Origin of the sequence: Nitrosomonas sp., from assembly GCF_022842015.1 — a bacterium.
Taxonomy (GTDB): domain Bacteria; phylum Pseudomonadota; class Gammaproteobacteria; order Burkholderiales; family Nitrosomonadaceae; genus Nitrosomonas.
In genome coordinates, this window is sequence record NZ_JALHQJ010000013.1 from 15,161 (window position 1) to 40,794 (window position 25,634).

At 47.1% G+C, this 25,634-nt stretch carries 23 protein-coding genes; 8 read left to right on the forward strand and 15 right to left on the reverse strand.

All coding sequences use genetic code 11. From position 1 onward, the window contains the following. Window positions 1-175: 175 nt before the first annotated feature. From Q0C11_RS03770 to Q0C11_RS03780, 3 genes are all read left to right on the forward strand, one after another. On the forward strand, window positions 176-1,471 hold the full coding sequence (locus Q0C11_RS03770) for an NAD(P)-binding domain-containing protein (protein WP_293005877.1): 1,296 nt from the start codon (window positions 176-178) through the stop codon (window positions 1,469-1,471). Window positions 1,472-1,556: 85 nt separating this feature from the next. Then, complete coding sequence (locus Q0C11_RS03775; protein WP_293005879.1) at window positions 1,557-3,038, forward strand: YdiU family protein; 1,482 nt, start codon at window positions 1,557-1,559, stop codon at window positions 3,036-3,038. 36 nt (window positions 3,039-3,074) lie between these two features. Further along, window positions 3,075-3,458, forward strand: a complete 384-nt coding sequence (locus tag Q0C11_RS03780) for a VOC family protein (RefSeq protein WP_293005881.1) — start codon at window positions 3,075-3,077, stop codon at window positions 3,456-3,458. 158 nt (window positions 3,459-3,616) lie between these two features. On the opposite strand, the gene Q0C11_RS03785 is transcribed toward Q0C11_RS03780, so the two are convergent. From Q0C11_RS03785 to Q0C11_RS03795, 3 genes are all read right to left on the reverse strand, one after another. Then, window positions 3,617-3,802: a DUF3330 domain-containing protein gene (locus tag Q0C11_RS03785; RefSeq protein WP_293005883.1), complete on the reverse strand. Its 186-nt coding sequence runs from the start codon at window positions 3,800-3,802 to the stop codon at window positions 3,617-3,619. Between the two features lie 73 nt (window positions 3,803-3,875). Continuing rightward, the gene (locus tag Q0C11_RS03790; RefSeq protein ID WP_293005885.1) at window positions 3,876-4,421 is read right to left on the reverse strand and encodes a YMGG-like glycine zipper-containing protein; all 546 of its coding nucleotides are present in this window, start codon (window positions 4,419-4,421) and stop codon (window positions 3,876-3,878) included. Window positions 4,422-4,444: 23 nt separating this feature from the next. Next, a complete protein-coding gene (locus Q0C11_RS03795) occupies window positions 4,445-4,885 on the reverse strand; it encodes a hypothetical protein (RefSeq protein ID WP_293005886.1) in 441 nt (146 codons plus the stop codon). A gap of 457 nt (window positions 4,886-5,342) precedes the next feature. Here Q0C11_RS03795 and Q0C11_RS03800 point away from each other — a divergent pair, with 457 nt between their 5' ends. Continuing rightward, on the forward strand, window positions 5,343-5,519 hold the full coding sequence (locus tag Q0C11_RS03800; RefSeq protein WP_293005888.1) for a hypothetical protein: 177 nt from the start codon (window positions 5,343-5,345) through the stop codon (window positions 5,517-5,519). A gap of 3 nt (window positions 5,520-5,522) precedes the next feature. Here the strand turns inward: Q0C11_RS03800 and lspA are convergent, their stop codons facing one another. Genes lspA through Q0C11_RS03815 form a run of 3 tightly spaced genes read right to left on the reverse strand, consistent with a single transcriptional unit; the run spans window position 5,523 to window position 9,834 of the window. Further along, on the reverse strand, window positions 5,523-6,014 hold the full coding sequence (lspA, locus tag Q0C11_RS03805) for a signal peptidase II (RefSeq protein WP_293005890.1): 492 nt from the start codon (window positions 6,012-6,014) through the stop codon (window positions 5,523-5,525). Between the two features lie 30 nt (window positions 6,015-6,044). Next, window positions 6,045-8,843 carry an isoleucine--tRNA ligase gene (ileS, locus tag Q0C11_RS03810; RefSeq protein WP_293005892.1) on the reverse strand — a complete coding sequence of 933 codons (2,799 nt, stop codon included), beginning with the start codon at window positions 8,841-8,843 and terminating at the stop codon, window positions 6,045-6,047. 19 nt (window positions 8,844-8,862) lie between these two features. Further along, window positions 8,863-9,834 carry a bifunctional riboflavin kinase/FAD synthetase gene (locus Q0C11_RS03815; RefSeq protein WP_293005894.1) on the reverse strand — a complete coding sequence of 324 codons (972 nt, stop codon included), beginning with the start codon at window positions 9,832-9,834 and terminating at the stop codon, window positions 8,863-8,865. A gap of 403 nt (window positions 9,835-10,237) precedes the next feature. Between Q0C11_RS03815 and Q0C11_RS03820 the strand changes: the two genes are divergently transcribed. From Q0C11_RS03820 to dapE, 4 genes are all read left to right on the forward strand, one after another. Continuing rightward, on the forward strand, window positions 10,238-11,185 hold the full coding sequence (locus tag Q0C11_RS03820; protein WP_293005896.1) for a calcium-binding protein: 948 nt from the start codon (window positions 10,238-10,240) through the stop codon (window positions 11,183-11,185). Between the two features lie 323 nt (window positions 11,186-11,508). Next, complete coding sequence (ovoA, locus tag Q0C11_RS03825; protein ID WP_293005897.1) at window positions 11,509-13,623, forward strand: 5-histidylcysteine sulfoxide synthase; 2,115 nt, start codon at window positions 11,509-11,511, stop codon at window positions 13,621-13,623. Continuing rightward, a complete protein-coding gene (locus Q0C11_RS03830; protein ID WP_293005899.1) occupies window positions 13,620-14,798 on the forward strand; it encodes a MalY/PatB family protein in 1,179 nt (392 codons plus the stop codon). The genes ovoA and Q0C11_RS03830 overlap by 4 nt, the downstream gene beginning before the upstream one ends. Before the next feature lie 178 nt (window positions 14,799-14,976). After that, window positions 14,977-16,179 carry a succinyl-diaminopimelate desuccinylase gene (gene dapE, locus Q0C11_RS03835; protein WP_293005901.1) on the forward strand — a complete coding sequence of 401 codons (1,203 nt, stop codon included), beginning with the start codon at window positions 14,977-14,979 and terminating at the stop codon, window positions 16,177-16,179. A 72-nt stretch (window positions 16,180-16,251) separates the two neighbouring features. Here dapE and hslU read toward each other — a convergent pair whose 3' ends face one another. The 9 genes from hslU to Q0C11_RS03880 all read right to left on the reverse strand — a co-directional run bounded on the left by hslU (window position 16,252) and on the right by Q0C11_RS03880 (window position 25,304). Beyond that, a complete protein-coding gene (hslU, locus tag Q0C11_RS03840; protein WP_293005903.1) occupies window positions 16,252-17,583 on the reverse strand; it encodes an ATP-dependent protease ATPase subunit HslU in 1,332 nt (443 codons plus the stop codon). A 57-nt stretch (window positions 17,584-17,640) separates the two neighbouring features. Next, on the reverse strand, window positions 17,641-18,162 hold the full coding sequence (gene hslV, locus Q0C11_RS03845; RefSeq protein WP_293005905.1) for an ATP-dependent protease subunit HslV: 522 nt from the start codon (window positions 18,160-18,162) through the stop codon (window positions 17,641-17,643). 137 nt (window positions 18,163-18,299) lie between these two features. Next, window positions 18,300-19,193: a tyrosine recombinase XerC gene (xerC, locus tag Q0C11_RS03850; RefSeq protein ID WP_293005907.1), complete on the reverse strand. Its 894-nt coding sequence runs from the start codon at window positions 19,191-19,193 to the stop codon at window positions 18,300-18,302. Then, entirely contained in the window at window positions 19,177-19,887 is a 711-nt protein-coding gene (locus tag Q0C11_RS03855; protein WP_293005909.1) for a DUF484 family protein, read from the reverse strand. Before Q0C11_RS03855 ends, xerC begins: the two co-directional genes overlap by 17 nt. Before the next feature lie 14 nt (window positions 19,888-19,901). Beyond that, window positions 19,902-20,729, reverse strand: a complete 828-nt coding sequence (gene dapF / locus Q0C11_RS03860; protein ID WP_293005911.1) for a diaminopimelate epimerase — start codon at window positions 20,727-20,729, stop codon at window positions 19,902-19,904. Window positions 20,730-20,732: 3 nt separating this feature from the next. Beyond that, complete coding sequence (locus tag Q0C11_RS03865; RefSeq protein WP_293005912.1) at window positions 20,733-20,885, reverse strand: hypothetical protein; 153 nt, start codon at window positions 20,883-20,885, stop codon at window positions 20,733-20,735. Window positions 20,886-21,277: 392 nt separating this feature from the next. Next, window positions 21,278-22,648: a hypothetical protein gene (locus Q0C11_RS03870; RefSeq protein ID WP_293005913.1), complete on the reverse strand. Its 1,371-nt coding sequence runs from the start codon at window positions 22,646-22,648 to the stop codon at window positions 21,278-21,280. Between the two features lie 89 nt (window positions 22,649-22,737). Continuing rightward, window positions 22,738-23,439: an SCO family protein gene (locus Q0C11_RS03875; protein ID WP_293005914.1), complete on the reverse strand. Its 702-nt coding sequence runs from the start codon at window positions 23,437-23,439 to the stop codon at window positions 22,738-22,740. Window positions 23,440-23,462: 23 nt separating this feature from the next. Then, entirely contained in the window at window positions 23,463-25,304 is a 1,842-nt protein-coding gene (locus Q0C11_RS03880) for a multicopper oxidase family protein (RefSeq protein WP_293005916.1), read from the reverse strand. Between the last annotated feature and the right edge of the window lie 330 nt (window positions 25,305-25,634).

Below are 25,634 nucleotides of genomic sequence, written 5' to 3' on the forward strand. Positions count from 1 at the left end.
GCAACAGCCATACCACCAAGCATAATATTCATTTGGTTACGGATATAAAACCATAGCGTTGTCTAATTACCGCGTTTGCTACGCCACATTCATCCGACCATTTATTCGACACTGCATTAAGTGCGATAGAATGATTCATTATCGATAACGTGATACTCACCGAGTTACAATAAAAATGCGCATTGCAATCATCGGTGCCGGTTGTTCCGGTCTCACCGCAATCAAGCATCTGGTGGAAGCAGACTTGAAAGATATCGTTTGTTATGAGAAAAGCAACCAGATCGGTGGTAACTGGGTGTATACATCGACACCCAGCGATAGCAGTGTCTGCAGGGTAACGCATACGATTTCCAGCAAATCCATGTCGCAGTTCAGTGACTTTCCGATGCCGGATGACTATCCAGATTACCCCAGTCACCAACAGATACTAGCCTATTTCCAGGCGTATGCCCGGCATTTTCAGTTGGAAAAATATATCCGGTTCAATGTTGCCATCCAACATATTAAAAAAATAGAAAATGAACGGTGGCGTTTGTCTCTGAGTGATGGCACGCAATCAGAATGTGATTATCTGGTGATTGCCAATGGCCATCTTGCAATTCCATGCCACCCTGATTGGAAAGATAATTTTTCCGGAAAATATCTGCATGCACATGACTACAAAACTAATCAGGGCTTAGAAAACCAGCGGGTACTCGTGGTTGGTGCCGGAAACTCGGGCTGTGATTGCGCGGTTGAAGCGAGCCGTGATGCCGCTTGCGTCGACATGAGCTTGCGCTCTGCGCAGTATATTATTCCCAAGCTCATTATGGGAAAACCCACTGATACTTTTGCGGCTTCGTTGCAGTGGTTACCGCAGAGCATGCAAAGCTGGCTGCAAAAAATTTCCCTGCGAATCCAGATCGGGCGTTATCGTGACTATGGATTACCCGAGCCTGATTTTTCACCCACGCAGGCACACCCCACTATCAATTCAGAAATCTTCAATAAAATTCGGCATGGCAAAATATGCCCTCGTCCAGGCATTCAGGACATCTCGGGACAAACCGTGCATTTTAGCGATGGCTCTTCGCAGAAGTATGATGTCATCATTGCCGCCACCGGTTATAAAATCAGTTTTCCTTTTTTTGACGCAAAATTTATTAACTGGGAAGATGCCGCGCATATTCCGCTTTACTTGCGTATCTTTCATCCCGATCATCCCAGCTTGTTTTTCATCGGATTAATACAGCCTCAGGGCTGCATTTGGACACTCGCGGAGGCACAATCCCGGCTAGTCGGGCAATGGTTGAGCAAAACGACTCAACTGCCCTCCGATTGGCGCGAACAAGCTTTGCGTGAAGGCGAATATTGGGCACATCAATTTATTGCCCGCCCCCGTCATGCACTGGAAGTGCACTACTATCCCTATCTAAAATCTCTCCGTCAGAAAATCAAGGACACAAACCAATCATTTTTAAAGCGGTCATAAATGAATCAGGTGGTTGCACGCTACGTCCCATACAATACCGTATATTGTGCAGCAATATCCGATTCAAATAATGTGAAAAAGAACTATGAAATCTCAAAAAAAACAAACCAGTGATCGTGTGGGCTGGCGCTTCGATAATAGTTATGCACGCTTACCCGATTATTTTTACGCCCAACTACCCCCTGTTCCGGTAAACGCTCCTCAGACCGTAATAGTAAATCATGCACTTGCAGAATCGTTGGGATTGGATCTCGGCGTGTTGTCTGCCGAAGAAGTTGCCTTGCTGTTTTCCGGAAATGTGTTGCCGCAAGGGGCGCAACCGATCGCGCAAGCCTACGCTGGCCATCAGTTTGGTCATTTCACGATGCTGGGCGATGGGCGGGCGATTTTAGTGGGAGAGCATCTCACGCCAAGCGGTAAGCGATTCGACATTCAGCTCAAGGGCTCCGGCCAGACTCCGTTTTCCCGGCGCGGTGATGGCCGCGCAGCTTTAGCACCGATGCTGCGCGAATACATCATCAGTGAAGCGATGTATGGACTGGGCATTCCCTCGACGCGCAGCCTTGCCGTGGTCACCACCGGAGAGCAAGTGATGCGGGAAACTCAGCTTCCCGGTGCAATTCTTACTCGAATATCAGCCAGTCATATTCGCGTCGGAACGTTTGAATATGCCGCCGGACAAGGTGGTGTTGATGCGATTAAAATCCTGTCGGATTATGCGATTTGGCGTCATTACCCTGATCTGAATGATGCCGAAAATCCTTATCTGTCGCTGCTAAACCGGATAATTGAACGTCAAGCCGCGTTGATCGCAAAATGGCTGCTGTCGGGTTTCATTCATGGTGTCATGAATACGGATAACATGAGCATCAGCGGTGAAACGATCGACTATGGCCCGTGTGCATTCATGGATGCTTATAATCCCAACACGGTATTCAGTTCGATCGATCAGAACGGTCGCTATCGTTATAGCTATCAGCCGCAGATGGCACAATGGAATCTCGCGCGTTTAGCTGAAACCTTGCTGCCATTGATTGATACGGCGCAAGAAAAAGCCGTAACATTGGCGGAAGAAGCCATTCATGCTTTTCCGGCGAAATATCAAGCCGAGTGGCTAGCAGGAATGCGCAAGAAATTAGGATTAATGACAGAAGAAACCGAAGATTCTGAATTAATTGCCAGCCTACTCACCTGGATGTATCAACATCAAGCTGATTACACCAACACCTTCCGCGCGCTGTCCGCAGGAACCTTACCTATAGATAACACGTTTCAAGATGCCGATTTTGAGGCGTGGCATGCTCGCTGGCAGGCACGATTGGCGCGCCAATCCGAAACTAAGGAATTATCGGTGCGTTTGATGCAAGCCAATAACCCTGCAATCATTCCGCGCAATCATCGCGTCGAGGAAGCGCTATCTGCTGCTTCCGAACAGGGTGATTACACGTTGATGCAGCAGTTGCTTGCGGCACTACAAAATCCATATACCGATGCGCCGGAGCACTATGATTATCGCACACCACCCGCGCCGTCGGAACGCGTGTATCAAACGTTTTGCGGAACGTGAATTGTTGCTAAGAGGAAATACAAAAGGAGAACAACAATGGCAATCACCCTTAATCACACCATCGTGCCCTGCTTCGATAAAGTCGAGTCGGCGAAATTTTATAGTTGTGTGTTTGGCTTTGAATATGTCGGTGCGTTTTCTCATTTCATCGTGGTGCGTGTCAACAACACCTTAAGTCTGGATTTCGATAACAAGGAACAGTTTTTATCGATTCACTATGCGTTCAAAGTATCCGAACAGGAATTTGATGAAATATTTGCGCGACTGCAGGTTGAGCAAATTACCTATGGCAGCGGCCCAGGTAATGCGGATGATATGACGATCAATCACAACTATGGCGGCCGCGGTGTTTATTTTCACGACCCTAACGGGCATCTGTTGGAGATGTTGACAGTGGATTACGTGATACCACCACAATGATTTTCTTCTGAATACTGAATAAAAATGTGATCAGCGCGAGCAAAAATCATAGCTTACGTGTTTCTTCCTAATCCTATCCTCTGCCGCAATCAAATCTCTGGCGAATTCAGATCGAAGGACACGATCTGTTTAATGGATATTAACCCTAGTTTTCGGACTCAATTGTCCATTAAAGATCCCGAGCCTTCTTCCTGTTTCTTCCATTTGTCGTAACACTCAAGACCGCAGTAATACACGATGTAATCAGTCGATTTGACGCTCGTAGCCTCAGATAACGGTATTTCTTTAAAACATACATCGCAGGACACTACTTCCGGCACTACAATTTTTTCCTGTTCAATCATTTCTGAACCTCCTGTCGTTGGGGATCAATTTTGCTTCTTAATCATCCCGCTGCGCCACAAAATCACCCTGCATTTATTGCGGTGGCGGAGGTGGTGGATTTCCTGCTGGTGGCGGTGGTGGCGTAAAATTCTCTGATGGATTTGTAACTCTTGGCCCCGTGTTGCTGCTCGCAGGCTGGTTACCCGTAATTCTCCCCGAAACCGGGACGCGATGGCCTTTTGCATACATGCATTGAATATAGCTCATGTCGTATTGCCGTTGACTCATATACCCGGAAGTATCAGCCGTACCAGAACCAACAACACCGCCCGCTAACAGCCCCGTACCTGCACCAATGGCAGCACCCTGCCCTCCACCTATAGCAGCACCTGCAGCGGCGCCAAGCCCAGCTCCAATCGCCGCGCTTTCTATACCACTGGACTGAGAAGCCTGTCGCGGCGTTTTACCGCCAATTTGCTGATGGGCATAACCCCTGCATTCAAAATCATCATAACGAAACTGCTCAAAGCTTTTCCCTGTGCCTGGCAACGCCATAACGCTCGGACCAGTCGGCATATTGACACAAGCAGTTACCAAGCCCATCGCCAGCAGTGTGGATAATCTTCTCAAAGTAAGCATATACTTAGCCTCTCATGTTATTGTTATTGTCTTGGCGGCTGCGGCGCAACTTGCAGCCAGCCACCAGGACATTTCCTGACATAAGGATAGTAACCATCAGGATCCTGACAATAGTACCAGTAATTGGTTTGTGGTTGTGCAGGCTGCATTGGTTGCTGCGCTTGTTGCTCAATATAAACAGGTGGCGTAGCCGGAACAATCACTGGCGGAGGATAAGCGTATACGGGCGGAAAGTAATAAGAAGGGTAACCATACCCATACCCACCAAATCCATAACGACCAAAACCATAACCTCCATACCCGTAACCACCATACCCGTAACCACCATAAAATCCTGGGCCGTAGTAACCTAACCCAATACTTAAATGATTATGACTATGTCGAAATCCATGCGCCCATGCAGAACTGCTTACAGCGATTGCCAATAGCACGATTGTCAGATAGATCCATTGAGCGCCCCGCATAAAAGCTCCATTGAACATTTGTAGTGTCAGACTAAAAATTAGACTGACACATTACCTGAGAATTCCATTGATTAAGTTCCTTGACAGATACCCGCATGGACAGTTCTAGCTGTTTCATCAGCTAACGCTCTGCTATGCCGGGATCTAACAGCTATATTAAATATTATTGCTACTTGTAATCATTGGCTTAAGTTGGCATCGCATATTTGATTTGCTGTCTGATTTATTTGCGTGAATTGCAAATTCGCCGGTATTATCGAATAACTGAAAAGCAGTTGGTGAATCATTGTCAGCAAAGAAGTCGTTGTTGGGGGTTACCATTGTCGCGAAGGTGAACTAGGGAGTGGGGGTTAAGTATCGGATCACAGGATTCACACCTTGGCACCATCAGCATTGATACAATAAATCATCGTTAGGCGATGGTTATGGATACTGAATTCTTGTTTAGGGATATAAGATGCAGAAAAATAAGTGGATACTGAGGATAATCTCTTTATCAGCAGCATTATCACTGTTATCCGGCTGCTGGACAATTGCCGCTGTTGGGGCTGGCGCTTACGGAGGATATAAAATGAAAGAAAAAGGCTATACTTTGCAGAGCCCTATTACCAAAGAGAGAAAATCGAGAAAGTAAGACTTATTGCTTGATTTTCTTCTGAGTATTTTCTGCCTTATCTTTTCTGAAGCTTTCGTAGATCATCAATGCCGCGCCGATACAGATCGCCGAATCGGCGACATTGAAAGCAGGCCAGTGATAAGTGCCGACGTAAAAATCCAGGAAATCAACCACATGACCCAGTGTAATGCGATCATACAAATTGCCTAGCGCACCACCAAGAATCAGACTCAATGACAAGCAGAATAATTTTTCATGCTGGTATCGATTGAGTAAATAGATAATCAAAAGCGCCGCACTGCCTGCAACACCACTCAGAAACCAACGCTGCCAGCCCGATTGGTCACTCAGAAAACTGAATGCAGCGCCGGGATTATAGGTGAGTACCAGATTAAAAAAACCAGTCAGTGGAATAACTTGACCGAATTCCAAGGTAGACTCTACCCAGTATTTACTTACGAGATCCAGCACTAAAATAATTAAAGCGATGGCCAAACTGATGTGAAGCTTCATGAGAGGTATCCGTTAAATGATCATTAAGTTCTAGGCATAGTTACGTGCTTCACCGCTGCCATAAAGATTGGAAACACAACGTTCACATAAAGTTGGGTGATCCGCGTGATGCCCGACATCCTGGCGATAATGCCAGCATCGTTCACATTTTGTGTGTGTGCTGGACGTCACAACGATACTTTCCTGCTGAGCGGCATTGATTTGAATCAAGTCGACTGCAGAGACAATCAATACAAAACGCAAATCATGACCCAGCGAGCTGAGCAAGGCAAAATCCTCGGGGCGAGCGCGGATTTCAACTGTCGCCGCTAGTGAAGAGCCTATTTCTCCCTGAATACGGGAATCTTCCAGTTTTTTCAGTACTTGTGAGCGTAATGTACGTATTTTCGCCCAGCGGTGTTGCAACAGCTCGGCATCAGGCTGCGCCGGAAAGATATGCCAATTATGCAACAACACGCTATCTTGGCTATCATCCGTCAGATGCTCCCAGACTTCCTCCGAAGTAAAACTCAGAATCGGCGCAAACAGTCGCACCAAGCAATGTGCAATATGATACAGCACAGTTTGTGCAGAACGGCGAGGCAGGCCTGTTGTTGCTGCCGTGTACAGACGATCCTTGAGAATATCCAGATAGAAGCCGCCCAAATCCTCAGAACAAAAATTATGTAGTTTATGCACCGCTTGATGAAATTCATAGCGGTCATAACATTGTGTCAGATCGTCTTGAAATGTTTCTGTTAGCGCCAGCATATAACGATCAATTTCCAAACAATTCGCAACCTCGATTAAATCAGTTTGCGGATCAAAATCCATCAGATTGGCCAATAAAAAGCGCAGCGTATTACGAATACGGCGGTAACTTTCAATCACCCGCTTTAGAATTTCTTCGGAAATGGAAAGCTCGCCGGAATAATCGGTAGACGCAACCCACAAGCGCAAAATATCGGCACCGGAAGTATTTATCACTTTTTGCGGCGCAATCACGTTCCCTTTCGACTTGCTCATTTTATGACCATTCCCATCCACCACAAAGCCGTGCGTGAGCAGCGCTTTGTATGGCGCACGACCGTCAATAGCGCAGCCAGTTAGCAGCGCAGATTGGAACCAGCCACGATGCTGATCGGAGCCCTCCAAGTACAAATCAACTGGGAATGTAAGCTGTGCCTCTGCTTTAACAACCGTGTCGTGCGTGGTGCCGGAATCAAACCAGACATCCAGAGTGTCGGTTAGTTTTTTATAATCCTTGGCTTCTCCACCGAGCAATTCGGATGCTTCCAACGCAAACCACGCTTCGATACCTTGCTGTTCCACCTTTTGCGCTATTTCCTCGAGCAATTCAAGTGAGTGTGGATGTAGCACATGGGTGTCTTTATGCACAAAAAATGTCATCGGAACACCCCAATTACGTTGGCGTGATACGCACCAATCCGGACGGTTCTTAATCATCGCTTCCAGACGTGCTCTGCCCCATGTCGGATAAAATGCCGTGGTATCGACCGCTTGCATAGCCAGTTCACGCAGCGTTTTATCCTGCGTAGATGCAGCATCTGTCTTATGCAAATTCATGCCGATAAACCATTGCGGCGTGGCGCGAAAAATAATGGGGGTTTTATGACGCCAGCAATGTGGGTAGCTATGATCTATCTTTTTTAGGCAAAACAGGTGCTCATTGGTTTTAAGTGTATCAATCACAACATCGTTGGCCTTCCATACAGAGAGTCCGCCAACCAAAGGGATATGAGCAATAAATTTACCATCGCCATCCACTGGACTCTCACTCGGCAAGTTGTAATTTTGCCCAACAAAATAATCGTCTAGACCATGTGCGGGCGCCGTGTGTACAAGCCCTGTACCCGCTTCCAATGTGACATGCTTGCCGCAAATGATTTTTACCGCACGCGCTTCAAACGGATGTTGCAGTGGCAAGTGCTCCAACGCCTGGCCTTTGCATGTAGCCAGTGTTTCGCCGGTCAAGTCGTATCGCTCGAGACAGGCTTGTTGCAATTCACTGGCAAGTATCAATAAGCCTCGCGTTGTTTGTACTAGCGCATAGTCAAATTCGGGGTGAACACAGACGGCTTGATTAGCAGGCAATGTCCATGGCGTAGTGGTCCAGATGATGGCATAGCTTTGGATATTTTCTGGAACAGAGACACCAAAAACATTGCCGAGCAATTGATGCGCGGACGGAATTGCAAAACCCACATCAATCGCAGGTGAGCTTTTATCTTCATACTCCACCTCCGCTTCAGCCAATGCGGAACCGCAATCTATACACCAGTTTACAGGTTTCTGACCTTGATACAGGTAGCCACTCTGATAAATTTTCCCCAGTGCGCGAATAATGCCAGCCTCTGTTTTGAAATTCATTGTCAGGTATGGATGTTCCCAATCACCCAACACGCCCAAGCGAATGAAATCGGCTTTCTGGCGCTCAACCTGTTCATTAGCAAAAGCACGGCAGAGTTCGCGCACTTTATCGGCGGCTAAGTGCTTGCCATATTTTTTCTCGATCTGATGCTCAATCGGCAAACCATGGCAATCCCAGCCAGGAACATAGGGCGCATCAAAGCCGGACAATGTTTTACTTTTGACGATGACATCCTTAAGAATTTTATTGACCGCATGACCAATATGAATATCGCCATTAGCATACGGAGGGCCATCGTGCAGTATGAATTTCGGGCGGCCTTTGCTAACAGAACGAATTTTTTGGTATAGATTTTTTTCTTGCCAGGCTTTCAACATGCCGGGCTCACGGCTGGCAAGATTGCCGCGCATCGGAAAAGGCGTATCGAGCAAATTGAGGGTTTTCTTATAATCAATCATGAAAGTTACAATGAATAAGTTAAAGGGCGCGGCACAAGCGATTATATTGAATTGGCGTGGTCATAAAAAATTCCTTGGCTTGTGCAACATCTTTTTCGATCTGCAGGATAAGCGTACTGATATCTGCATATTTTTCTTCGTTACGTAGTTTGTGCAGAAAATCAACGCGCAAGTACCGTCCATAAATTTCATCATCAAAGTCGAGCAAATGAACCTCTAATACAGGTCTACCGTTCTCATAGATTGTTGGACGTACACCCAAGCTGGCTACACCCGGTAGTGGAGTCTCCAATGATGAAGAATTGGCGCCATAGACTGATACAACAAAAATACCGGAAAGCGGTGGCTGGTTATGCTTCAATTGAATATTCGCTGTCGGGAACCCTATTTGCTTGCCTAATTTGTCACCATCGATGACGCGACCACTGATACTGTAGGGTCTACCCAACAGTTTTGCGGCCGTATCCAAGTCACCATTAGTCAGCGCCTGCCGGATGGCAGTGCTGGAAACACGTTGATTGTCAATGGCAATACTCGGCATAACTTCCAGCGTATAGTTATTCTCCGCGGAGAGCGCTTGTAGCATTGCAATGTCTCCAGCACGACGTGCGCCAAAACGAAAATCATCACCCACCAATAACCAGCAAACACGCAAATCTTGATTCAGAATCTGTGAAATGAATTGTTCCGGATTGATCCTGGCAAAGTCGTAATTAAAACGACAGATATGAATGCAATCGATTTCGGCCTTGATCAAGCGATTCAATTTTTCCCGCAAACTGGTCAAACGCGCTGGGGCTTGATCCGGCGCGAAAAATTCGCGCGGGTGCGGTTCAAAGGTCATCACACAAGCAGGAAGTCCAAGTTGATTGGCAACATCTTTTAAGCGAGTAAGTATCGCTTGATGGCCTAAATGAACGCCATCAAAATTACCTATGGTAAGTGCAACCGGTGTCTTAGCGTGTGCCGATACCTTGCGCCAAGTGTGCATGATAAGCAGGGACCAAAAAATTAGTGATTCTAACGTGTTTCAGGCAACCAGGTCTAGTTAACGTTGAGTCAATTTAAGTCTTGATTCGGTACGGCTATTGGGGCATTTGGCAGGGAGCAATCAACTTTTATTCCGATGTGGTTTTTCTCACAAATAATCCAGCTTCAAGAGATTATTATAGCGGCGTAACCTAAATCTTCCTTTCAGAATGATATATTACGTATTAATAACATTAGGTTATTAAATAATCAAATAATCGATATGTTATGGATTTTGGTTATATTCACTGAGTAGCACAGCCGGAGATAAATACATTCCTACTGGCTTTGGCATAGCGCTTAATCCATACAATGCTCACCGATTGGGCTGCTCATTTAAATTTCTAACCGCATGAGGTGATAAAATGGCAATCGTTAACGGCACAAACTTTAATGACAACAACACATTTCAATTTAATGGTGTTTTCTTTCAATTCTTTCCACAATTAGATGGAACCAATGGCAATGACACTATTTCCGGTTTCAATGGCACCGACATTCTCCGTGGTCTCAATGGAAACGATGTATTAGACGGTGGCGCTGGCGCCGATAATATGGATGGCGGTGATCAGAATGACATTTACTTTGTGGACAATCTGAGCGATGTAGCGGCAGAAGTTTTCAATGATGCTTTAGGAGGCGTTGATTTGGTAAATTCCTCCGTTACACACACTTTGGGATTTGGTATCGAGAATCTCAATCTCACAGGCGCCGCCATCATTAACGGCACGGGTAACGAGAACGGCAACAAAATCAATGGCAACTCAGCCGACAATATCATCAGTGGGTTAAACGGCAATGATCGTCTTTTCGGATTGGGAGGCAATGATACCTTAAATGGTGGATCAGGTAACGACACTATGGCCGGTGGAGATGGCAATGATATTCTGCAGGGAGGATCAGGCAATGATATCTTGCGCGGCGACAATGGCGATGATATTTTGGCTGGCGGGCTTGGAAATGATATCCTTTTTGCGGGTCTCGGCGCCACCGATCACTATCTGTTCAACACCCCGTTGAATAGCGCGACCAACGTGGATACCATCAACGGTTTTTTCGCACCCGTCGATACCATCCGTTTAGACAATGATATATTTACCAGTTTTGGGGCGCCAGGAGGCATTGCTGCGGGCAATCTCAAAATTGGCCCTGGTGCTGTCGCGATGGACGCTGACGATTTCTTGATTTACGACACCTCTACCGGCGCGTTATCCTATGATGCCAATGGCAATGGCTTCGGTGCTGCGGTTCAATTTGCTACTATAGCGGGAGTTGCACCCTTATCAGCAGCAGATTTCTTAATTGTCCAATAAGTAATCAAGAGACCCAGCATTAGCAGCAGGTTCTTCACCAGCCAAACTCTATTGTGTAATAGAGTTTGGCTTATATCATCAATAGAAATATTCATTCAGCTTCGATTCTCTCCAAATGAACTTCTGGTCGACCAGAAGTTCTCTACTTTAGTTGTTAATCTAATGGCTACCGCATTTTTTAGTTTCACTGTATATTTCGTTGCTATTTCGCAAACTATCCGCAAATTAGAAACTTGTGGTATTAACTTCATTGAATATGAACTAAAAAGCATGAAGCGTTATAATACCCGCCAAAGAATTGAATAATCCGCTAAAAATAAGTTATGTCACAACCTCTATTCCAAAGAATACCGCTGCTTGATGGCGCTGATATCAGTCTAAAGCGTGAGGAAATCCGTAGTTATTTCCACACCACGCTGGATCGCTATGAACAACTATTTGAAACGCTACGTAATGACGAAGCGTACTATAAAAAACCCATTGCATTGCGCCACCCATTGATTTTCTATCTGGGTCATACCGCAACATTTTTTGTTAACAAGCTTATTCTTGCCGGGCTAATCACCGAGCGCATCGATCCCCGCCTGGAATCGATTTTTGCCGTTGGTGTCGATGAAATGAGCTGGGACGATCTGGACAGCACACATTACAATTGGCCCAGCGTCGAAGAGGTGCGCTCTTATCGAAAATCCATGCGCACCATGGTCGATGAACTCATCAGCACCATGCCGCTGACTTTACCAATTTCCTGGGAAAGTAACTGGTGGCCGATACTGATGGGCATTGAACACGAACGCATCCATCTGGAAACTTCCTCGGTACTGATCCGTCAGCACGCGTTGCATTTTGTGCAACCACATCCGGATTGGCAACCCTGCCGCAAGTCCGGAACCGCGCCGGAAAATGAATTGATTCGCGTTGAAGTAGGCACCGTCACAATCGAAAAGAACAAAACAGACCATCAACATTACGGCTGGGATAATGAATATGGTTCACATACAGCCGATATCCCAGCCTTTCAAGCAAGCAAGTTTCTGGTCAGCAATCAGGAATTCTTACCTTTCGTTGAAGCCAATGGTTATCGAACAGAAAATTATTGGCAGGAGGAAGGCCGCTCCTGGCAAAAATTCACGCAAGCAGAACACCCGGTATTCTGGATCAGAAGAGACGGCACATGGCACCTGCGCCTGATGACCGAGGAAATTCCGATGCCGTGGGATTGGCCGGTTGAGGTCAATTATCACGAAGCGAAGGCGTTCTGTAACTGGAAAGCTGCTATGACAAAACAACCTGTGCGATTGCCAACCGAAGATGAATGGTATCGGCTCTATGACGCCGCACAATTACCCGAAGTGCCGATGGATACGAAAGCTTGCGGCAATCTGCATCTGGATTATTACGCATCGAGTTGTCCGGTCACTGAATTTGCCTACGGCGATTTTTTCGATATCGTCGGAAACGTCTGGCAATGGACAGAAACACCCACCTATCCGTTTTCTGGCTTTGACGTGCACCCGCACTATGACGACTTCACCACACCAACATTTGATGGCCAGCACAATTTGATCAAAGGAGGTTCATGGATTGCTTGTGGCAACGAATCGTTGCGCAGCGCGCGTTATGCCTTTCGTCGCCATTTCTTCCAGCATGCGGGCTTCCGCTATGTGGTTTCGGATGCGCCAACGACACTGCCGGCTTCCAATTATGAAACCGACAAACTGCTCTCGGAGTATGCAGAATTTCACTATGGTGACGTCTATTTCGACGTGCCCAATTTCTCCAAGGCACTGGCAGAAATTGCGCTCGAAGCAATGGGAGATAAACCCAAGCACACTGCGCTGGATCTGGGCTGTGCATCTGGCCGCTCCACTTTTGAATTGGCGCGCGGCTTTGATCATGTCACCGGTATCGATTTTTCCGCGCGCTTCATTGGTCAGGGCGTGCAACTGGTGCAACAAGGCACCCTACGCTACACCTTGACCGAAGAAGGCGATTTGGTTTCTTACAAAGAACGCACGCTATCCGATCTGGGACTGGATCAGGTCAAAGATCGTGTTGAATTTTATCAGGGCGATGCGTGTAATTTAAAGTCAATTTTTACCGGTTACGACTTAATTCTTGCTGCCAACTTAATCGACCGGTTGTATGATCCAGACAAACTGCTCAGCAACATTCATACGCGCATCAACGCGGGCGGTTTGCTGATGATCGCATCACCTTACACCTGGCTGACTGAACATACCAAGAAAGAATCTTGGGTTGGCGGCCTCAAGCGCGATGGCGAGAATTTCACCACACTGGATGGCTTGAAAGAAATTTTGGGAAAAAACTTCCGCCTGATACAAGGTCCGCAGTCCGTGCCTTTTGTCATCCGTGAAACTAAGCGCAAATTCCAGCATACATTGTCTGAAGTCACGATCTGGGAGAAAACTTCTTGAGCAGTGGTTTTAATTTTGACCACGAGATCAATCGCGCAGCAACTCACAGCGTCAAGCATGACGCTCGGCAAGCTATGTTCGGCAGCAGCGAAGTCATCCCAGCGTGGGTAGCCGACATGGATTTCGCCGCGCCACCTGCAGTCACCCAGGCATTGATAGCACGCGCCCAGCACCCGATATACGGCTATACGCTTTTCCCCGATAGCACGTATGATGCTCTGATCCATTGGATGAAACGACGGCACGGCTGGAGCATTCAGCGCGACTGGATTATCCTCTGCCCCGGCGTGGTGCCATCAATCAACGCCGCCGTGATGGCATTCACACAACCCGGTGAATCGGTCATTATCCAACCACCGGTATATTTTCCTTTTTTTTCAGCTGTCACACAGACTGATCGAATACTGATTCAAAATCCGCTATTGCTGCAAAATGGCCGCTACACGCTTGATTGTGATCATCTGGAGCAATGCACCAAGCAAGCGAAATTGCTGCTGCTGTGCTCACCACATAATCCAGTTGGCCGTGTTTGGCAATCCAATGAGCTGGAACATCTGCTACAAGTTGCTGAAAAACGAGATTTAATCATTTTTTCTGACGAAATCCATGCTGATTTGATTTACCCCGGCAATCAACACCTCGCCCTCGCCGCAATTGCAAAAAATAACGCTAAAATCATTACGGCAGTCGCTCCCAGCAAAACCTTCAACATTCCCGGATTAAATCTGTCGGCACTGATAATTCCAGACCATTCCACGCGCAGCACCATGACACAAATTTTCAATAATTTTCACGTCAGCGCATCCAATCCGTTCAGCATCGCTGCATTTGAAGCCGCCTACCACAAAGGTGAAGCATGGCTGGAAGCGCTATTGATTTATTTGCGCGACACGCGCAATTGCGTTGAAGCATTCTTGGCCGAGCACTTACCCGAAATCAAAGTAATCCAAGCCGAAGGCACTTATCTGCTGTGGCTAGACTGCCGGACAATGAACATGACAGACGCACAGCTGAAACATTTTTTCGTCCATGAAGCGGGCGTTGGCATGAATCCCGGCACGCAATTCGGCAAGGAAGGCAGCGGGTTTATGCGACTGAATATTGGCGCACCGAGAAAGACGGTTATATTGATCATGCACAGAATTAAGCAAGCTTGGCACAATAAAAATAATTAACCGGTGATGTATTGCAGCTAAAATTCCGTCTCGAGCGCATACATTATAAATATCAGACTCTATTCGTTCGCTTTGATCCGCAAACAACTCGGCAATTTTAATAGGCAAAGGCAGCAGAAGCAGAAGTAATCCAGTACTTAACTAAATCATTTAATTCATTAAACTTAGGAAAACAATTATGCCCAATGACACACTGGAACTTGCACAAACACTGATTGCTCGCCGATCACTCACGCCTGCCGATGATGGGTGTCAACAAATCTTAATTGACCATCTGGAGAAACTCGGCTTCCATATTGAAAAAATGCGCTTCGGAAATGTCGATAATCTTTGGGCTAGACGTGGCAGCACTGCACCAGTGCTTTGCTTCGCCGGACATACCGATGTTGTTCCTCCTGGACCGCTAGAACAATGGAATAGTGATCCATTCACACCAACTATCCGCGATGGCCGTTTATATGGGCGCGGAGCTGCCGACATGAAATCCTCGTTAGCAGCTTTTATCACCGCTATTGAAGCATTTCTCGCACAGCATGCCCATCATCAAGGATCCATCGCATTGCTGATCACTTCAGATGAAGAAGGCGTTGCGATCGATGGCACTGCCAAAGTGGTCGAAACACTTAAAGCACGCGGCGAATTGCTCGACTACTGCATTGTGGGTGAACCAACATGCAGTGACAAATTTGGCGATACCATCAAGAATGGCCGACGCGGCTCTTTATCTGGCAACCTCACCATCAAAGGTATGCAAGGCCATATCGCCTATCCGCATTTGGCCAAGAACCCAATTCATCTGGCTGCTCCGGTGATTGCAGAACTGGCAAATACAGAATGGGATCAGGGTGATGAATTTTTTCAACCGACAACCTGGCATATTTCCAATATCAATGCTGGAACAGGCGCCACCAATGTTATTCCCGGCACGCTGAATTTATTATTCAATTTTCGCTTTTCTACCGCTAGCACGGTTGAATCGCTCACAAAAAAAGTACATGAAACGCTCGATCAATTTGGGCTGGATTATGAATTGCAGTGGGAACTATCAGGAAAACCGTATCTTACACCTAAGGCCGAACTAGCCAACGCCATAAGCACTGCCATTACTAAAGTTACAGCTATCGAGCCGCAATTATCCACCTCAGGGGGCACTTCAGATGGTCGGTTTATCGCAGATATCTGCTCCCAGGTAATCGAATTCGGTCCGCGTAATGCGACTATTCACAAACTGAATGAGTATGTCGAGGTCGATGACCTTGAACAATTATCACGCGTCTATCTGTTTACCATGGAAAATTTACTATCTGCAAGAAATGGAGCAACTCAGGAAAATTCAGATAGCTTCTGGAATAAATTAAAAAAATATTTCTCTTTTGAATGAAATCGAACCAGCAATCTTGTGGCAATACCACAGGGTTGCTGGGTTTTAGATTAAGACTACAACCAGTAGCTGTTACAAAACATATCTTGCCAAATCCTCACTTTGTGACAGATCCTTAAGACGCTCATCAACATACGCTGCATCAATGACCAAGGTTTTGCCGCTATGTTTAGGCGCATTATAGGAAACTTCTTCGAGCAGCTTTTCTATGACGGTATGCAAGCGTCTGGCACCGATATTCTCAGTTTTGCTGTTAACAGAGTGCGCAATTTCAGCCAGACGTTTGATCGCATCGCCGTTAAATTGTAATGTTACGCCCTCGGTAGCCAACAGTGCCTCATATTGGCGCGTAAGACAAGCGTCGGTATTAGTCAGTATCTGCTCAAAATCACTAACACTCAGGCTGGTCAGCTCAACGCGAATAGGAAAACGTCCTTGCAGCTCCGGGATCAAATCGGAAGGTTTGGACATATGAAACGCGCCACTGGCGACAAACAGAATATGATCGGTTTTGATCATGCCGTATTTAGTGGAAACGGTCGTGCCTTCCACCAAAGGCAGCAAATCGCGTTGCACACCCTGCCGTGAAACATCCCCACCGGCATTGCTGGCCCGGCTGGCAATTTTGTCTATTTCATCCAAAAATACAATACCGTTCTGTTCCACATTCTGGATCGCCAATAGTTTCAATTCTTCATCATTGACCATTTTTGCAGCTTCTTCTTCCAACAATATTTTTTTTGCTTCACGTATCGTCAATTTGCGGGTTTTCTTTCTTTCGCCACCCATATTCTGAAACATGCCTTGAATTTGGGATGTCAAGTCTTCCATTCCTGGCGGCGCAAAAATTTCCATACTGGCGCGAGGAGCCGCTATCTCAATTTCGATTTCCTTATCATCCAACTCTCCTTCACGCAGTTTTTTACGAAACTTTTGTCGTGTCAAATTATCGTGATCATCCGCATTGACTTGTGTCCCAAAGTCCCTGGAACCTGGTAATAGTGCATCGAGAATACGATCCTCGGCACGATCTTCGGCAAGTGGTTGCTTCTTGCGAGTTTCTCTTTCTCGTGATTCCTTCACGGCCGTTTCCGCCAGATCGCGAATAATTGAATCAACATCGCGTCCAACATAGCCAACCTCAGTAAATTTAGTCGCCTCAATCTTGATAAAAGGCGCATCTGCAAGTTTGGCCAAACGACGTGCAATTTCGGTTTTACCGACGCCGGTTGGCCCGATCATCAGGATGTTCTTCGGCGTGATCTCCTGGCGCAGAGGATCAGCAACCTGTTGGCGGCGCCAACGATTTCTCAGCGCAATTGCAACAGCCCTTTTGGCTGAGTCCTGGCCAATAATATGTTTGTCCAGCTCGTGAACAATTTCCTGCGGAGTCATTTGTGACATGGTTTCAGATTCTATGTTGGATGTAATGTAAACAGCGGCTATAAGCTATCGAAAAATTTAATCGATAGTTTCGATAATATGGTCCTGATTGGTATAAATACAGATATCGCCCGCGATAGTCAGCGCTTTTTTCACAATTTCTTGAGGGGGAAAATCCGTATTCTCCAATAATGCACGCGCAGCGGCCAGTGCGTAGGAACCGCCGCTGCCAATCGCGGCGATACCCAATTCAGGCTCGATGATATCGCCGGCGCCGGTAACAATCAGCGTTGCCTCTTCATTGGCTACCACCAGCATAGCTTCCAATCTGCGCAAAATACGATCGGTGCGCCAATCTTTAGCCAACTCAACCGCAGCACGCATGATATGCCCCTGATGGGCTTCCAGCTTACCTTCAAAGCGTTCAAACAAGGTAAAAGCATCGGCGGTTCCTCCGGCAAATCCAGCCAGAATTTTGTCATGATACAGTCTGCGGACTTTACGTGCACTGGATTTGGCGACTACAGCGCCGAGCGTTACCTGGCCATCGCCACCCAGTGCAACGTGAGAGCCGCGCCTTACTGAAACAATTGTTGTCATGAAATTTCTTAATGCGTCACAAAACCTGATTATAACGTATAAAACATCGCCGATTCCGATAGAAAGACCCTATCAACGTATACAAGCGTTGAAAAACATTTTCGAACAGCCAATGCAGTGAGTTCTTCAACAACCTGTTAATTTTTTTTCTTTGCGCGCGGATGTGCAGCATCGTAAATCTTTGTTAAGTGCTGAAAGTCGAGATGAGTGTATACCTGAGTGGAAGTAATGTGAGCGTGTCCGAGCATTTCCTGAACCGCGCGCAAGTCACCACTGGATTGCAACACATGTGAAGCAAACGAATGCCGCAAAACATGCGGATGTACATTCTGATGCATGCCCTGTTGTCTCGCTCTGCTTTTCAATCGATAAGCAATAGCGCGCATACTGATCGCATCACCACGTTGCGATAAAAAAAGCGCCGTAACATTGGGTTTGATAATCTGCAATCGTAACTTCAACCAAGCAGTTAAGGACTGAAGCGCATACTCTCCTACCGGCACAATGCGCGCTTTGCCACCTTTGCCCAGAACCCTGATTGTTCCTTCCGCAAAATGGACATCCACAGGACGGAGTTGCGTCAGTTCCGCCAGCCTTAAACCCGAGGAATAGAATAATTCAAACATCGCACGATCACGCGCCGTGAGAATGTTATCAACTGGAAATTCCAACAGTCGTGTAGCCTCATCGGGTGACAGCGCATGCGGCAATTTCTGCGGCGATTTGGGAACGCGTACTGTATGACAAGGATTATGCTGCAAGCCATGCCTACGAATTAAAAAATTATAAAAACCCCGCCAGGCTGATAACATTCTGGCTAGACTTCTACCGCCAAGCCCTTTACTGTGAAGTTGCGCAATCGCTTGACGAATATTGGGCGCTTGCACTTGATTCAAATCGTCTGCGCCTAGATGTTGCAACAGAGCGCAAATATCACGTGCATAGCTTTTACAAGTCAGCGGCGACAAGCGGCGCTCATAAGTTAAGTGATCAATATACGCAGTAGCCAGCAATTCAGGAGTGTTGTTCATCAATCACTGTCTGCTGATCAGCCAAATTACCCACGGTTTCGGCTTGATCATAACGTGTCACCGTCGTGCACACCAGCTCCCCTAACCGTTTCAGATGTAACGTTCCCATTTCAGGGTAAAACCGCTCGATATCAGGGCTGCCCAGAACCACCAAACCGATGGTTCGGGTAGTATTCAAAGGAATCATCGCAAACGAATTAAGATGCTCAGCGCCTTCACCAAACCATTGCTTAATTTCATCTACGATATGACTACCGCAATAAGGCTGCGGCAAGCTCTCGGCAATCGTTTGCACATCTTCGCTGACGGCCATAAATTCAGCATTGGTTTTACCATAATTAGCCACATTCCAGACACGCATGGCCACCAGCGGAATGGCAAAATCTTCTTTCAAACTGAAATACAGCGCATGAAACAGTTCGTCCATATTCGAAACAGAAAGTAAAGCGATCGCCAGTCGATGCATTTTCTCTCCAATGGCGTCGTTCTCCTCACCAAAACTAATCAATTCCAATAATTTATCCTGCAAAACGCGATTTCTTTCCCGCAATGAAATAACTTGTCTCTCATTGAGCGAGATTACTTTCTCATCCTGCGGGTGGGAAATCTGGAGATCCGCTAGCAAATCAGCATATTCATTGAAGAACTGCGGGTGTTCCTGCAAATACTGCGCAACTTCATCCGGTTTCATCATAGTTCCTTAATTGATTACAAATTGATTTCGCCTTCAAATACCGTAACTGCCGGGCCGGTCATCCAGACCGGCTCATCAAAGCCTTGCCAGCTAATTGTCAGTTCACCACCTTGTGTACTCACGACAACCTGACGATCCAGCAACCCCAGATTGATACCTGTTACGACAGCAGCGCAAGCCCCCGTTCCGCAAGCTAGTGTTTCACCTGCACCACGTTCAAACACGCGCAACTTGATATGATTCCGATCGATAACCTGCAAATAGCCAACATTGACCTTGTTGGGAAAACGCACGTGTTGCTCAATCAACTCACCTTCAGTCACAACCGGCGCGCGCGCGATATCCGCAACCACACGCACGGCATGCGGATTACCCATCGACAATGCGCTTATTGTAACCGGCTTATCCGGTAATTCAAGTTGGTAAGTCAATGCGCGTTGGTCAGCAATGAAGGGAATGTGCTCCGGTTCAAATATCGGCTTGCCCATATTCACCGTGACATGTCCATCGCTTTCCATTCTGGGCGATATCACACCACTCAAAGTTTCGATGCGAATCTCATTATTTTGTGTCAAACCATGATCATGCACATAGCGCACAAAACACCGCGCTCCATTGCCGCATTGCTCAACCTCACCACCATCGGCATTGAAAATGCGATAGCGAAAATCCGCCTGACCTTGCGCCTTCTCAACCAGCAAAACTTGATCACAACCAATGCCGAAATGTCGGTCTGCCAGTCGGCGAATCTGCTGCCGATCAAGATTGATGATTTGATTGATACCATTCAACACTACGAAATCATTTCCCAAACCCTGCATTTTGGTAAATTTTAGTTTCATCGATCAAGTATTCCAGCGGGTCAGTTGAGTGAGGGTCATCAAAAAATCATCCATTACAAAACCGCCCCCGATGTCGACAATACTGTCACCTGTAACTTCAAATCCATACTGCGGATAAGCTGCAATAGCGCTATGGCTATGTTTATTGACTATCAAACAGAGATTGCAAATCATTTTTGCGCATGGTATCCATTGCATCATCCACCAGCATCGCACCATAACCTTAGCGACGATAATCACAATGGATATACAGCGTACTCACAAAGGATGAAATAAAATAAATCATACTCCGGTATCGTACAGCAAATACAATGTGTGTATGCAATAATGAAATGATTGTTGCAAGCAACTATCCCTCTCAAACAAGCAGAATAGCTGAGTTAACCTTCATTAGGGAGATTTTAACCAACTCGGGTGAGCGATGAATTGGAAAGGGAAGTTTGAGCAATCATTTCTATTTTAAAACCCGACCGCTTGCGCGGCCGAGTTTTTTATCGCTAAGTACTGGCGCTCCTCAGCATAACCGAGGGCTTACCGTTTTGCGTTGGCTAATCCGCCACGCCTTCAGTATCGCTACCGCCTTGTGAAGAGGTTACCGTAACTCGTGCTGGCGGCACCGGAAACGCATCCGGCCCCGACACCACTACCTCATATCGTCCACGAGCACCCACCTGCGGCATTGGGAATTCACCGCCCGCTATATGCAGCGTAAGCTCAGGAATCGTGCCCACACTTGGATCTATCTTGTCGCTTGAAAAAGCCACAACCCTTATAGCGCCGGTCGCTGCGGTCCAGGTTACCAAGCTAATTCTCACGTCATCAACGACATTGACATCTCGCACGGTTTCAAAGCCGCCTACGCTTGTGGCAGTAATCGTTACTTGATCGGGAACAGAAGGGCCATTGGCCGGATTTAAGAAGGTACGTTTGAAAAAGGTATTTCCACCATCGAATGCCATTGCCCCATTACCCTGCGGCAGGCCGCTGAGTGCAACAGTGGCAGTAATCGGCGCTTTCACCCATGCATTGATGCGAGCCGTCGTATTACCATTGCTAGTATTTGTGGAGCGGAAATAGGTCGTGCGTACAGGCTCAATTCCTGGTGGACTGTTTGCCTCATCATAAATTTTGCCTTGTACTGCAAATAAATTGGTTTCGACAAAGCTCTGCCCACTACCGTCCAGATCCACGCCAAGCGGACCTTCGATGCGGAAATAATTGATACCGCAATGGCCACCGATTACTTCATGTGGAATGCCGGGATCACCCACATAACCCGCGGGGGCAGTCGGTGCAATCGCTGGATCCCAGATCAGGAAAGGGCCGACCTCGCCGCTTAACATGGTTTCAAACGGTGCAGCACCACCCGTGTCGCGCGTCACGTTAATTGCACGCCTGCCGGCCGTTGCATTATAAACTTCCGGCTGGCAGCCATCGTCTTCATTAAGAAAGGGATGCCAGATTTTATATTCACCATCAACCGGTATATCGACTCGAATACGGACACGCCCAAAAGCGAACTGATCGTTCGGTGCAGGATCTCCCGCGCCATAAGCGGCCTCTAAAGCCAGCACTAAAATGGCTTGTTGTCCTCCAACCAAATTTAGAGTGGCCTCACCCAACCACCAAAACGCCTCTGCACCAAAGCCAGTCGCTTGAGAAGTTGCGTTGCCTGGGATCACAGGGTCGAAGAAACACAGGCCATTAACGCCATCACCATCCAGGCACAATTGCAAAGTAGTGCCATTTGAATCGGAAAACCAAGTCGGAAAATGATTCACCGGAGATATTAAACCTTTACCCGCCAATGCTGCATTGGCAGACTGTATATTCAAACTCATTACTGCTATTACAAAGACAAAAGCAAAACTCACTTTTTTGCTGATGCCTATAATTCCCTCTAAATTAAAGAGTTTCATGACCTATCCTCCTGCGGTTGATCTAGAGTTCTATAAAATTAATGAAGCTCTGACTTTATCGAAAGACTCAGTCAGAGACTCCCTATTACTTAAGCATGCGTAGCTTGGAAAGAATGCATACCGGTATGCACCGCCTTGGGATCAAGATGGTTAATGGTTGCCATGATTTGCATTGGATCAGCCAAAGTAGGCGCCATGCTCCAGCGGTTACGTTCTGCGTTACCGATACGCACCATGCCGGTATGATTTTCCTTGATATTATCAATGTCTTCTTCGCGATCGTAGAAACCCAACCGGTAGCGAACCAGTTCGACATCTTCCGGTGCGCCCGTCAGAAATTTCCAGCCGTCTTTAATGCCGTAACGTTCAGCGTATTGCTTGAGCAATCTTGGCGTATCGCGCTCAGGATCCAATGTGATCGAATACATAAAAACATCACGCCCCGCACGTTCACCCAGGATATTGCGCACTTCCCGAAGATTCGCCGTCGATTTCGGGCAAATGCCAGAACATTGCGAATACATCATATTGATCGCAACCACTTTATCGCGGATCAGGTCGTCATAAAACTTCACCGCTTCACCATCATGCGTGTACAGCGTGACGTTTGGAAACGGCGTGGCGTCGCCCGCCGGTTTGTATTTGCTGATGTTGGAATTGCGCGTGGATGAGTTGTCATCAAAACTCAGCTTTTGCCAAACTGAATTGAGTCCGACCAGACCCAATGCTGCCAATCCCATGCCCGCCAGGATTTCTCTGCGCGAGTTAACCGGTTCATTTTCTTTTTTCATGATATAGCCCCCTCTCTCTTCATTTAGCCCAGAATATCCCAACGCACCATCATGGCGTGGTCTTCATGGATCATATTGTGGCAATGCATCACATACTTGCCTGGGAAATCCCGGAAACGTATAAATATTCTTACCTTCTCATTCGGGCCTAACCGATAAACATCCTTGCGGCCTTTTTCATAGCCTGGCACCGGCACCTCAGTACTACTGACGTAACGATTCAGGATCTGCCCTTCTTCGAAGTGAATATGGACCGGATGACTCCAACCACCGGATGGATTATCCAATTCCCAAATCTCAGAACTGCCTTCGGCCATATTCGCAGCGGCGGAATGAACGTTCATGAACTTGGCATTGATCGCCCACATTCCGTTTTTCCGCTCGAATCGCCAGGTTCTGACCGGCGCAGCCGCAATTTCTGCTGCAGTCGGTCTGCGGATTGGGCGCAATTTGGTCGGCACTTGACTGACATCCGGCTCATCTGGCTCACGATCAACGATGATCTTGAGCACCCGCATGCCGGGTCCTTTGATACCTTTTGGTCCGCGCGAGCTGGTTTGTTCCCAGCGATTGACCAGGTAAAGCTCCGTACCCAGTGGATACGCAGAAAAATCCACCACGATATCTGCGCGTTCGGCCACGCTCAATCGGACGTTTTTACGGTTCAGCAGCGGCTTCGGCAGCAAATTGCCATCATTGGCGATATGGGTGAAAGATTGCTGCACATTGTTAGCCGTCACTAAATGGAACTGATAAAAGCGCGAAGGCCCGGCATTGAGCAGCCGCAGGCGATACTTGCGGCTGGCCACTCTCAGCACCGGCTCGATCAAGCCATTGACCGTCACCTTATCGCCCAATGTGCCTTCCGGATCAAACTGATCGTGTATTTGTATCGTATCTGCACCAAAGCGCTTATCCTGGAAAGCGAGCTGATAATCATAAGGATAGCTGGGCAGCCGCAACGCCTTCGGATTAGGATCATGCTCGTTGCCTGAATCCAGCTCATCATAGAGCAGGTAAAAACCCGCCATGCCGCGGTTAGCGTTGGCCGCGGTAAAATCCAAGCAATGGTCGTGATACCACAGTGTCCCTAACGCTTCACGAGAATCACCGCCCACCGGGTTTTTAGCGCTCTTCGGAAATTCGCGTAACCCTGCATACACATTGGGATAAACATGATCATAGAATTCCCCGGGGGCACTGATCGTGGGCCCGGCTTTTGTTTTACTGAAATAATCACCCGGGAAACCGTCACTCTCCGAAGGCGTATGCAAATTATGCAAATGCAGGCTGATTTCCGGCGTGCCGAACCCGCTGTGGTTTGCCGGCAACTCATTGTATAAACGTACAATGACCGGGCGCCCATAGCGGGCATGGATGGTTGGATTGACATCGTGTTCATCCTCACCGACATAATTCCATACCAGTTGTTTCGCATAATCCGGATGAAATTCATGGTCGTCTATCGCTTTAACCCGCAATATATAGGTATCCGCTTGACCAGGCAAAAGTGGCCTGTCATTAACTCCAAAAATTTCTTCCCAAAGCTGGTGACTGTCACGCCCGCATTCTCCATTTGCAAGATTGGGATCACAATTCGGAGCCAAAGGACCACTGGCCAGATCAGTTTGTTCCAGCGGCTCCATTGCTTCGGGTAATTCTCTCAGCCAAGGTGTGGTTGGCGGGCTAGGTGGCAGCGATTCATCAGGAATGACCTGCGCTGCACTTTTACGCGAAGTTAAAATGGCCGGCGCGGCCAGAATCGTGGCCCCTGTCGTTTTAAAAAACGCACGCCGTGATTCATTCGATGGAGAATCCGAGTCAGTGGCGTGGCCCTGACTCGATTCATATTCGTCTAATTTCATAATTTTCCCCTCTCTTGGGTAACGTTATTTTCTAAAGCTCGCACTGTGTGCATTTTTATTAAGTGATAGCTCTAAGAAATTTAATTTGGCAGGCATCAACTGAAGCAATATATGTTATGGATGTCATCCTTTTTTACTCTTTAACTGATCACGCAGATATCTTGCGCAATCCGTCCTTAAAATAATTATTATGTTTTATATCAGCAGGATGAAATGTCACACAGTTAAGAATCTCTCACTGTTGCATCTGGGAGATAGCCTATCGGCTATAAGAAAATGGTATCGCTACAGCTATAGTAAATGCAGTCATTGATTTCAATTTGCTCTTCT

Bases quoted from the DNA above. Each gene is read 5' to 3' on its own strand.
- ovoA (WP_293005897.1), top strand. From the start codon at position 11,509: ATGTCACAACCTCTATTCCAAAGAATACCGCTGCTTGATGGCGCTGAT.
- dapE (WP_293005901.1), top strand. From the start codon at position 14,977: ATGCCCAATGACACACTGGAACTTGCACAAACACTGATTGCTCGCCGA.
- xerC (WP_293005907.1), bottom strand. From the start codon at position 19,193: ATGAACAACACTCCTGAATTGCTGGCTACTGCGTATATTGATCACTTA.
- Q0C11_RS03880 (WP_293005916.1), bottom strand. From the start codon at position 25,304: ATGAAATTAGACGAATATGAATCGAGTCAGGGCCACGCCACTGACTCG.
- Q0C11_RS03800 (WP_293005888.1), top strand. From the start codon at position 5,343: ATGCAGAAAAATAAGTGGATACTGAGGATAATCTCTTTATCAGCAGCA.
- ileS (WP_293005892.1), bottom strand. From the start codon at position 8,843: ATGATTGATTATAAGAAAACCCTCAATTTGCTCGATACGCCTTTTCCG.
- dapF (WP_293005911.1), bottom strand. From the start codon at position 20,729: ATGAAACTAAAATTTACCAAAATGCAGGGTTTGGGAAATGATTTCGTA.
- Q0C11_RS03875 (WP_293005914.1), bottom strand. From the start codon at position 23,439: ATGAAAAAAGAAAATGAACCGGTTAACTCGCGCAGAGAAATCCTGGCG.
- Q0C11_RS03775 (WP_293005879.1), top strand. From the start codon at position 1,557: ATGAAATCTCAAAAAAAACAAACCAGTGATCGTGTGGGCTGGCGCTTC.
- Q0C11_RS03770 (WP_293005877.1), top strand. From the start codon at position 176: ATGCGCATTGCAATCATCGGTGCCGGTTGTTCCGGTCTCACCGCAATC.
- Q0C11_RS03815 (WP_293005894.1), bottom strand. From the start codon at position 9,834: ATGCACACTTGGCGCAAGGTATCGGCACACGCTAAGACACCGGTTGCA.
- hslU (WP_293005903.1), bottom strand. From the start codon at position 17,583: ATGTCACAAATGACTCCGCAGGAAATTGTTCACGAGCTGGACAAACAT.
- Q0C11_RS03795 (WP_293005886.1), bottom strand. From the start codon at position 4,885: ATGCGGGGCGCTCAATGGATCTATCTGACAATCGTGCTATTGGCAATC.
- Q0C11_RS03855 (WP_293005909.1), bottom strand. From the start codon at position 19,887: ATGATGAAACCGGATGAAGTTGCGCAGTATTTGCAGGAACACCCGCAG.
- Q0C11_RS03870 (WP_293005913.1), bottom strand. From the start codon at position 22,648: ATGAAACTCTTTAATTTAGAGGGAATTATAGGCATCAGCAAAAAAGTG.
- Q0C11_RS03780 (WP_293005881.1), top strand. From the start codon at position 3,075: ATGGCAATCACCCTTAATCACACCATCGTGCCCTGCTTCGATAAAGTC.
- Q0C11_RS03790 (WP_293005885.1), bottom strand. From the start codon at position 4,421: ATGCTTACTTTGAGAAGATTATCCACACTGCTGGCGATGGGCTTGGTA.
- hslV (WP_293005905.1), bottom strand. From the start codon at position 18,162: ATGACAACAATTGTTTCAGTAAGGCGCGGCTCTCACGTTGCACTGGGT.
- Q0C11_RS03785 (WP_293005883.1), bottom strand. From the start codon at position 3,802: ATGATTGAACAGGAAAAAATTGTAGTGCCGGAAGTAGTGTCCTGCGAT.
- lspA (WP_293005890.1), bottom strand. From the start codon at position 6,014: ATGAAGCTTCACATCAGTTTGGCCATCGCTTTAATTATTTTAGTGCTG.
- Q0C11_RS03820 (WP_293005896.1), top strand. From the start codon at position 10,238: ATGGCAATCGTTAACGGCACAAACTTTAATGACAACAACACATTTCAA.